General features: G+C 68.5%; 8 protein-coding genes. 3 read left to right on the top strand and 5 right to left on the bottom strand.

Going from position 1 to position 9,783, the window contains the following annotated elements; genetic code table 11:
* Positions 1-52 precede the first annotated feature (52 nt).
* Entirely contained in the window at positions 53-679 is a 627-nt protein-coding gene (locus tag LG334_RS10235; protein WP_404385773.1) for a sensor histidine kinase, read from the top strand.
* 44 nt (positions 680-723) lie between these two features.
* Here LG334_RS10235 and cyoE read toward each other — a convergent pair whose 3' ends face one another.
* The 3 genes from cyoE to LG334_RS10220 all read right to left on the bottom strand — a co-directional run bounded on the left by cyoE (position 724) and on the right by LG334_RS10220 (position 3,578).
* The gene (gene cyoE, locus LG334_RS10230; RefSeq protein ID WP_404385771.1) at positions 724-1,605 is read right to left on the bottom strand and encodes a heme o synthase; all 882 of its coding nucleotides are present in this window, start codon (positions 1,603-1,605) and stop codon (positions 724-726) included.
* A 74-nt stretch (positions 1,606-1,679) separates the two neighbouring features.
* Positions 1,680-3,113 (bottom strand): cbb3-type cytochrome c oxidase subunit I, encoded by a 1,434-nt coding sequence (locus LG334_RS10225; RefSeq protein WP_404385769.1) that lies wholly within the window; start codon positions 3,111-3,113, stop codon positions 1,680-1,682.
* 42 nt (positions 3,114-3,155) lie between these two features.
* A complete protein-coding gene (locus LG334_RS10220) occupies positions 3,156-3,578 on the bottom strand; it encodes a DUF420 domain-containing protein (RefSeq protein WP_404385767.1) in 423 nt (140 codons plus the stop codon).
* A gap of 571 nt (positions 3,579-4,149) precedes the next feature.
* On the opposite strand from LG334_RS10220, the gene LG334_RS10215 reads away from it, so the two are divergent.
* Complete coding sequence (locus LG334_RS10215; RefSeq protein ID WP_404385765.1) at positions 4,150-4,974, top strand: DUF2189 domain-containing protein; 825 nt, start codon at positions 4,150-4,152, stop codon at positions 4,972-4,974.
* Positions 4,975-5,144: 170 nt separating this feature from the next.
* Here LG334_RS10215 and LG334_RS10210 read toward each other — a convergent pair whose 3' ends face one another.
* Positions 5,145-6,677, bottom strand: a complete 1,533-nt coding sequence (locus tag LG334_RS10210) for a malonyl-CoA decarboxylase (protein WP_404385763.1) — start codon at positions 6,675-6,677, stop codon at positions 5,145-5,147.
* Positions 6,678-6,746: 69 nt separating this feature from the next.
* Positions 6,747-8,222, bottom strand: a complete 1,476-nt coding sequence (locus tag LG334_RS10205; RefSeq protein WP_404385761.1) for an NAD(P)H-hydrate dehydratase — start codon at positions 8,220-8,222, stop codon at positions 6,747-6,749.
* A 184-nt stretch (positions 8,223-8,406) separates the two neighbouring features.
* On the opposite strand from LG334_RS10205, the gene LG334_RS10200 reads away from it, so the two are divergent.
* A complete protein-coding gene (locus tag LG334_RS10200; RefSeq protein ID WP_404385759.1) occupies positions 8,407-9,681 on the top strand; it encodes a D-amino acid dehydrogenase in 1,275 nt (424 codons plus the stop codon).
* Positions 9,682-9,783: the final 102 nt, after the last annotated feature.

The raw sequence follows: 9,783 nt of genomic DNA, 5'->3' as shown, positions 1-9,783 counted from the left end.
ATTCTCGAAGTCGAACGCGACCTCCGCATCAATGGTCACGAAAGGTCGCCTCATGGCAGATCAGCCGCCCCACCGTTCCGTCGAGGACCTGTGCCGCGAGCTTGAGCAGGAGGTGCGGCACCGCATCGGCAACAGCTTCCAGGCCGTGTCGGCCCTGACGAAGGCCAGGGCCAGGGCTGTTGCCGATGCGCCGGCGAAGGCGGAACTGATCGAGTTGGCGACGCGGATAGAGGCTTTCGCCGCCGCCCATGCGAACCTGTGTTTCCGGGACGGACGACCGATCATGTTGATGAAGGAGACCATCGAGTCTCTCGTCAACGGCCTTCGTTTACAGCACGAGATCACAGAGGAAAGCGTCGACCTCGACGTCGCCTCCTTCGCCATGGACCCGGACCAGGGGCTTCCTCTTGTCCTGATCCTGCACGAACTTTCCGCCCATTCCTTCAAGTGCCACGGAGCACCGAAGATCTGCCTTGCCGCCGATACGAAGGGTGACGTAGCGCGCCTGACCATTGTCGACCTTGGCTTCGACCTGCCAAAGGAAGTCTCGACAGAGGCCGGCGGAAGCCTGGGATGGCACCTGATCCGCCTGCTTGTCCGTCAGTCGCGCGGCACCCTGCTGCGCCCCGAAGGCCGCAACGATGCGGTCGAGATCATCGTGCCGATTCATCAGACTTGAGGCAACGCGGGGCGGCCCAAGCGGCCGCCCCGCGTTGCCAGGTTTCAGAACGGCAGCGGCGGCAGGTGCTTGTCCAGCACCACGGCCAGGAAGACGCCGGTGAGATAGCTCATGGAGCCGAAGAAGACCTTCTTCGCCAGGGGCTTGCCCGGCTCGCGCACCAGCTTCCAATTCTTGTAGAGGAAGTGAATGCCGAACGCGGTCGCGATCACGCCGTAGACGTTGCCGAGGTACCCCAGCGTCCAGGGCAGCAGGCTGGAGGCCACCAGCAGGACGGTGTTGATGAAGATGGCCTTGGCCGTGCGCGCGTCCCCCACCAGCACCGGCAGCATGGGCACGCCGGCCTTGGCGTAATCGTCGCGCAGCATGATCGCGAGCGCCCAGAAATGGCTGGGCGTCCACAGGAACAGGAACACGGCCATGATGGTGGGCAGAAGCCACTGGCCGGGGTCCACCGCCGCGGCACCGGCCATGATGGCGAAGCTGCCGGCAGCCCCCCCGATGACAATGTTCAGCCACGTCCGCCGCTTCAGCCACACCGTGTAGACGATGCCGTAGACGAAGGCGCCCAGGAACAGGTGCAGCGCCACCGCCCAGTTGAAGCTCGCCATGGCGAGCCCGCAGCCCGCCACCAGCAGGGCCGCGGCGAACCACAGCACGCGGCGCGGATCGATGCCCGCTCCCGACGCCGATCCCGCCACCAGTGGACGCTTGGCCGTCCGCTGCATCAGCCCGTCCAGGTCGCGGTCGTAGAAATGGTTGAAGACGGAACTGGACGCCGAGCCCAGCAGCATGGCGACAGCCAGCGTCAGCAGGTGCGCGACGTTCAGGTCGTCCGCCACGGCGGCATAGCCGACCATGGCGGTCACGGCGATCATGAAACCGATGCGGAGCTTGCAAAGCTCCAGGTAGCTTCTCCAGGTCATGCGCGGCCTCCCACCGGGGCTTTTTGTATGCGTCCGCCCCTTTGTATCGTTGGGAATTAGCCTGACACAGCCGCTCAGGTATTGGCAAGGCGCCGCGTGCGCCCTGCCGGCCAGAGCCGCCGGCCGGCCATCCACACGAACATCACGCCGCCGATCACCGCGACCAGGCCACCTACGCCCATGATGCCCATCGAGGCAATTTTCAGTGCCGAATCAAGGCCCTGCTCGGCACCGGCGGTCTTGCGCGCCACGCCCATGGTGCCGGCGGCATACAGCCCCAGCGAATGGACGAGCTGGCCCGTGAAATACAGGCCGAGGAACCAGCGCACTGGTCGGGCTTTGACGAATCCGCGCCCCAGCGCCGGCAGCACGCAGGCGGCGAACAGAGCCATCACCGACAGGTTCACCCCGCCGATGACGGCGTGATAGTGCGCCGGCGTGCGCGTGTCGCCCTCGCCCAGGCCATAGCCCAGAAGACCGCCGACTCCAAACAGGATCAGCGACAGCAGCAACCCGAGAACGCCCGGCGCCGTCCAATCGATGCCGGCCCGCCGGCGCCACAGCGCGTTCGCCACCGCCAGCGAGGCCACCGCGGCCGGCGCCACCAGGGCATAGAGGTAAAGGTCGGTGAAGGCGCGGTAGTAGATGCCGCTCATGGCATCGGTGCCGACCAGCGTCACCACGCCGGACAGCCCGACGGCCGGCAGCGCCAGGAACACCGGCAGGAACAGCGGTCGCGGCAGCAGCGGTGCGTCCAGGGTCTGGCGCATGACGACATGCCACGCCGCCATCAGGACGCCCGTATTGACAACCTGGAGCACATGCCCGCCGCCCCAGAAAAGCTGCTCGTTGAAGTCCTCCGGCGACAGGCCCGGCGGCAGGTCCGCCCACGCCAGCAGAAAGCACACCGGCGCCATCAGGTAGGTCGCGCCCACCGCCGCCACCGCCCAGGGCAGGCGGTCAGGCTCGGAACTCAGGCGGGGGCCCAGGTTCACCAGCAGGCGGACCACCGGCAGCGCCACGCCGGTGAACAGCACCGCCAGCCCCGCGTAGTACAGCGGATGCACCAGCACGGGCACATAGTTGTTGAGTGACGGCCGCCCCGCCCCGGCCAGCGTCCCCGCCACCAGCATCAGCATGGACAGCACCGTCAGCCACAGCCCGGCCGGCCCAAGAGCACGCGCGCGCACCTGCCCGCCCAGACGGGCATCCGCCAGGCGCTCGGTCGCCATGACGCACAGCAGCCCCAGGCCGCCCAGGAACCAGATGACGACGGAAAACACCACGTGCGTCACCAGGGCCTGACGGAAGAACAGGTTGGGGTCCCACGGCAGCAGGTCCTGCACCACCGGGGTCCGCGCCGGCACGATCAGCAGCACGAACAGGCCTGCCACGGCCAGCGCCGCCACGCTCAGGCCCGCCCAGCCGTACAGCTCCCGCCGCAATCCTCCAGCGGTATCGTCCATCGCGGGCGCGGCGGCGGAAACGGCGGCGCTGGTCCTGGTCATGGGGGCGGCGTGTCCTCGGATTGGGGCGGATGACGGGATGGATCAGGCATAGACGTGATAAAGCATGGCGTAGACCGCCACGCCGGAAACCGACACGTACATCCACACCGGCCACGTCCAGCGGGCCAGGGCGCGGTGGCGCGCGTCGGTACGCTTGAGCCCGCGCCACGCGGTCACCAGAATGAGCGGCGTCGCCAGGGCGGCCAGGATTACGTGGCTGATCAGCAGCGCGTAATAGAACGGGCGCACCAGGCCTTCGCCGCGGAAGACGAAGATGGGCGCGGTGAAGTGATAGACCAGGTACGACGCCAGAAACAGCGCCGACACCGTCAGCGCCCCCAGCATGGCCCGGCGGTGTGCCTCGATCCGCTTCTGCTTGATAAGCCAGAAAGCGGCGATCAGGAAAACGATGGTGATGGCGTTGAGGGTGGCGTTGACGTGCGGCAGCGTCGTCGCGGTGTCCATGGCGGTGGCCCTTCCTCCGTCCCGCGCGTCAGTCGGTCAGCAGCATGAAGGCGCTGAGGTAGAACCCCGCCGCCACCAGAGCAAGGATGCCGGCCGTCAGCCACTTTCTTGTCCTACGTCCCGAGTCGGTCATCGTCGCGCTGTCCTTCCCTTCCTGCGTCGCCGTCTCGCCGCCCCGAATCGCGCTTCGGGGCAATACCCGCGCTGGCGTGTCGGATACATGATGGCGCCCCCGCGCACAAAAAACAACGGGACTCCGCGCCATGATCCATGGTGGCGGCAGGAGCCGTACCTTAGGGGCGACGGGCGCCACGCAAGCACTTCACCTGTAAAAAGCCTTGTATGCGAAGGTGCATACACTTCTTCGCGGGCTGACGCATTCCGCTGTCTTTTGGGCGATATTAGGGACTTACCGCATCCGCGAAAGTCCGGAATCGGAATATTCATTTATTCTGAAACGGGATATGGGCACTCTTGCGTTACAGGGAGTGCGGTACCTGCACCGAAAGAAGCCGGCGTATACACGACCGGACGACCCGCCGCACCCGGCATTCCAGTGGGGAGACTGCCCATGAACGCCCTTACAAGCCACCCGGATTCACACCACCCCCGCCGAGACGACGACGCCTGGCTGGAAGGCCAGCCCTACCCGGACATCCGCCGCGTCACCGTCGACCAGTCGACCCTGTGGCTGGCGGCCGGCTGGCGGGACTTCAGAGCAAATCCCCTCGTCAGCCTGTTCTACGGCCTGCTGTTCACCGTCGGCGGCTACGCCCTGGTGCTGGGGCTGGAACAGATGGGCATGCAGAGCCTTATCCTGCCGCTGGTCGGCGGCTTCATGCTGATCGCGCCGGTCCTGGCCGTCGGTATCTACGAGGCCAGCCGCCGCCGCGAGGCCAACGAGACGGTGCGTGCCGGCGTGTGCATCTCGGCCTTCCGGCGCAATCCGATCCAGTTGGCGTCCTACGGCCTGGTGCTGCTGATCCTGTACCTGACGTGGCTGATGCTGGCGCTGCTGATCTTCGCGGTGTTCTACAACGAGCGTCCGCCGGCCCTGGACAGTTTCCTGATCGAGGTCCTGCTGGCTCCGCAGGCGCCGCTGTTCCTCATCGTCGGCACGGCCGTCGGCGGCGCCCTGGCGTGGCTGGCATTTTCCATCTCGGTGGTCGCCCTGCCCATGATGCTGGATCGCGACGTCTCCGCCATCTACGCCATGGCCGCCAGCGTCGAGGCAACCCGCAAGAACACCAAGGTGATGATCGGCTGGGCGGCCATGATCGCGCTGATCACCATCGTCGGCATGGCCACGTTCTTCATCGGCCTCGCCATCGCCGTGCCGCTGGTGGGCCATGCCTCCTGGCACGCCTACCGCGCCATGATCGGCACCCGACCCTAGGCGAAGGTGCGGGGCCGTCCGCCATGGCGTCCTGCACCATCCCTTGAGACCTTGCGACGCCACGAATCCCGATTGCTCTGGTCGGGGTTCGCAAGCGCCGCCTTCTGCTGCCGCCCGTGCCTGCGAAGGAAGGCGGCAGGATCAACGTCCCCGCCTCCGCCGCGTTCCGCCTACTCCTTCGCCATGCTCTTGACGGCGCTGGAGGCGACGACCTTGCCCTGGCCCTTGTACTGCTCGTGGTTCTTCTCGATCTCGTTGAGCTTGTACAGGTAGTTGACCATCATCCCGCAGGACTGCTTCAGGCCCTTGGCCGAGGTGTCGCCCAGCCAGTTCACGCGCTCCACCCGCGCGCCGTTGGACAGGTGGAAGTGCGCCACCGGGTCCAGGGCGCGGGGCGTGTCGCCCTCGTTCTTCACGCGCTTTTCCTGCGCCAGATAACGGGCGCCCAGACGCAGGAGCGGGCCGCGCAGGGCCTGTTCCACCACCGGGTCCGTGTGCCAGTCCGGCCGCGCCAGCAGCGCCTTCAGGCTGCCCTTGCCGCCGCCGGCCACCACATCGCCGTTGACATTGGCGTTGGCGGCCTCGCCCTCGGCCGGCCCCTCGCCCGCCTCGGCGCCCGCCATGGCGGCGGCGGCCTCGCCGATCCGCTGCCTGTAGGCGGCCGTCAGGACCTTGCGCTCCGACGCCGTCAGCAGGCCCGGCTCGCCCTCTGCCAGCACGCCGTCCAGCCATTTGCGGAAGCCCGGGATGGGCGAGAGCGTCGCAAAGGTCTTGAGGTTGGGGAATTCGTGGCTCAGTTCCTCCACCACGCGCTTGATGAGGAAATTGCCGAAGCTGATGCCGTCCAGGCCGCGCTGGGCATTGTTGATGGAATAGAAGATGGCCGTGTCGGCCGCCGCCGGGTCCTGCACCGGCGCATCGGTGTCCAGCAGCGGCTGGATGTGGCCCGCCATGCCGTTGACCAGCGCCACCTCGACGAAAATCAGCGGCTCGTTCTTCATGCGCGGATGGAAGAAGGCATACAGGCGCCGGTCGCTGTCCAGGCGGTTCTTCAGGTCGCCCCAACCGTGGATGGTGTGCACGGCCTCGTAGGCGATGATCTTTTCCAGCACCACCGCCGGGCTGGACCATGTCAGGCGCTTGAGTTCCAGGAACCCGACGTCGAACCACGACATCAGCAGCCCCTTCAGGTCGCCCTCCAGGCCTTTCAGATCATAGCTTTTCCGCGCCAGCGGCAGAAGCTGGGCGCGCATGTCCACCAGGAACTTCACGCCGTCTGGCAGGGCGTTGAACTGGGTCAGCAGGTTGACGCGCGGTGCCTCCAGCCTGGCGCGCAGGGCCTGTTCCGCCCGGTCGCGGGCCTCCACCGTATCGGCCTTGGCCAGTGCGTCGCAGCAGGCGATGACGGCGTCGTGGTCGGTGTCGAACTCGCCGGCCATGATGCGCAGGAACCGCTCGCGCCCCGCGTCGTCCAGGCTGAGAAAGGCGCGCCCCAGCTCGGCGGCGCGGGCGCGGGCGGACACGTCGCCGCCGCGTCCCTCCAGGCAGGCCTGCATCTGGGCGCGGACCTTCTCCACGTCGTCATCTGGCAGGTCGGGCTTGAGCGGCGGCAGCGCCTCGCCGCGCGCGGACGAATAGTCGCGCCACAGGGTGGTCAGGTTTTTCAGCCGCTCAAAGAAGCTTGGCGCCGTCTGCTCGGTCATGGTCCCCCGCTTGCCGTGTCCTGTGCCGCCGGTGGGCCCGGCGGGTCTACGTTTCTGATTAACCTAATGTTATTCCTCATTCCCGTCATCCCACAAGGCCGCGAGCACGGCCGGCAGGGCATCGGGAATGTCTTCGGCGATCAGCCCCGGTCCGTGCACCGCGCCCGCCACGCCGTGCAGCCAGACGCCCGCGCAGGCGGCCTCGAACGGGCCCATGCCCTGGGCCATGAGGCCGAGGATCATGCCGCCCAGCACGTCGCCGCTGCCGGCCGTCGCCAGCGTCGGCGGCGCCGCCGTGTTGACCACCGCGCGGCCGTCGGGGCCGGCGATGACGGTGTCCGCCCCCTTCAGAACCACCACGGCGCCCGATCGTTTCGCCGCTTCCCGTGATTTCACGAGCTTGTCACCCTGAAGGTCCGGGAAGATCTTGGAAAATTCCCCGGTGTGGGGCGTGAAGACCGTCGGCCCCTGCACGGCCTCGAACAGCATGGCGGGGTCGTCGGCGAAGCTGGTCAGCGCGTCGGCGTCCAGCACCACCGACCGGTCCAGCTTCAGGACCGCCAGCACCATGGACGCCAGCACCGCGCCCTTGCCGCCGCCCGCGCCCAGCAGGACGGCGTTGTAGCGCTCGTCCTCCAGCAGCGCCGACAGGTCGGCGGCGGCCTCCACCGGCTTGACGATGTTGCCCGGCGCGTCGCCCTGGTAGAGCGCCCCCGCCTCCGCCGGGGCGGCAATGGTGAGCATCCCCGCCCCCATGCGCCGCGCCCCGCGCCCCGCCAGCCGGCCGGCGCCGGTCATGGCACCGCCGCCGACCACCACCGCATGCCCGCGGCGGTACTTGTGATCCTCCGCCGCCGGCTCGGGAATGGTCCACAGGTTCGGGCCATTGACGGCGGCGGTCGGCGAAACCTCGTCCCCCAGCACCGCCGCCGGAATGCCGATGTCGGCCAGCACCGTCTCGCCGCAGTGCGCCCGGCCGGGGTAGAGCACGTGGCCCGGCTTGCGGCGGAAGAAGGTGACCGTCAGAGCGCAGCGCGGCGCCGCACCCCGGATTCCGCCGGTGTTGCCGTCGATGCCCGACGGCACGTCGACCGCCACGCAGTCCAGCCCGCGCGCGTTGATCGCTTCCACCACGTCCAGCGCCGCGCCCTCCAGGTCGCGGGCGAGACCGGCGCCGAACAGGGCGTCCACCACCAGCGGCCCGGTCTCAAGCAGCGAGGCGCAGAGCGTCTTCACAGGGCCGCGCCAGCGCTCGAAGTTGGTCTTTGCGTCGCCCTTCAGCTTCGCCGGGTCGCCGAGCAGGCCCACGGTCACCGGCCACCCCTTGCGCGCCAGCAGGCGGGCGATGACGAAGCCGTCGCCGCCGTTGTTGCCCGGCCCGCAGGCCACCAGCACCGGGCGGCGCGGAAAGCGGGCGCGGATGGCGTTGGCGACCGCCATGCCCGCACTTTCCATCAGCAGCAGAGAGGGCACGCCGCGCGCGGCGGCCGCCTTGTCGGCGCGGGCCATCTCCTCCACCGTCAGCAGGGCGGTGTCGGTGAACATGATGCGTCTCCTTCCCCTCGCAATCGGTGTCGTTCCTGCCCCAAGCCTACGCCCCGGGGCGCCGGTTGCAAACGGTGGCGGAAAGCTTGCCGTTCAACGGCTTCCGCCCCGCTTTGCCAAGCCGCCGGGAGCGGTCTATATAAGGGGCACGCAGGGAAGCCCTCAGCCACAGTGGGAGTTCGCGGTGAAGGTGCTGGTGCTGGGCGCCGGCGTCGTGGGGACGACGGCGGCCTATTATCTCGCCAAGGCGGGCCACGCGGTGACGGTGATCGACCGCCAGCCGGGCCCCGGCCTGGAAACGAGCCTCGCCAACGGCGGCCAGATCTCGGCCAGCCATGTGGAGCCCTGGGCGTCTCCCGCCACGCTGTGGAAGGCGTTGAAGTGGCTGGGCGACCCCGATGCGCCGCTCGTCTTCCGCTGGGCGCGGTGGGACCCGGCGCTGTGGGCCTGGCTCGCGCGGTTCCTGCGCAACTGCACGCCGGGGCGCGAGCGCCTGAACACCGAACGCGCGCTGCGCATCGCGCTCTACAGCCGGGCCAGCCTGAAGGCCCTGCGCGAAGAGACCGGCATTTCCTACGACGAGCGCCTGCAAGGCATCCTGCACGTCTTCCGCTCCGAAAAGGACTTGGCCGAGGGCCACCACATGGCCGATCAGGCCCGCGCCAACGGCCTGGAAAGCCGGGTGCTGGACCGCGCCGACATGCTGTCCACCGAACCCGCGCTGACCCATGTGGCCGATGACCTGACCGGCGCCATCCACTTCCCCGAGGACGAAAGCGGCGACGCCCACCTGTTCACGGTGCGTCTGGCGGAAATGGCGAAGGCGCTGGGCGTGGAGTTCCGCTTCGGCGTCTCCGTCCAGGGGCTGGAAACCGACCGCGCCAACCGCCGCATAACGGGCGTGCGCACGGATGCGGGCGTGCTGACCGCGGATCGCTACGTGCTGGCGCTGGGCAGCTACAGCCCCTTCGTCGCGCGCACCGCCGGGTTGAAGCTGCCGGTCTACCCCGCCAAGGGCTACTCCATCACCGTGCCCGTGGCGGAGCCCGGCGCCGGCAACGCACCGGGCGCGCCGACGGTGTCGGTGATCGACGGCAGCTACAAGATGGTCTACTCCCGCCTCGGCGACCGCCTGCGTTGCGCCGGCACCGCCGAACTGGCCGGCTGGGACCAGACGCTGCGCGAGCGCCGGGCGGAAACCATCGTGCGGCATGCGAGGAAGCTGTTCCCCAAGGCCGGCGACTTCGACCACGCCGAACGCTGGTGCGGCCTGCGCCCCAAGACACCCGACTCGGTGCCCATCCTGGGCCGCACGCCATGGGAAAACCTGGTGCTGGACACCGGCCACGGGGTGCTCGGCTGGACCATGAGCGTCGGCTCGGCGCGCGTCATCGCCGACCTGGTCTCGGGCCGGGAACCGGAGATCGACATCCGGGGGCTGGGGCTGGATCGGTTCTGAACGGGCGCGGTGGAGCGCTGACGCGCTTGTGGCCGCGCCCCAAATTCCGCTGTTTTCGTGGGCGCGGCGCGTCCCACACCCGCACATTCTGTGACAACCGCC

This window comes from Caenispirillum salinarum, assembly GCF_044803115.1.
GTDB classification, from domain to species: domain Bacteria; phylum Pseudomonadota; class Alphaproteobacteria; order Rhodospirillales; family Rhodospirillaceae; genus Caenispirillum; species Caenispirillum salinarum_A.
The sequence above is the reverse complement of the archived record's forward strand: the minus strand, read 5'-3'. Positions and strand labels throughout refer to the sequence as shown.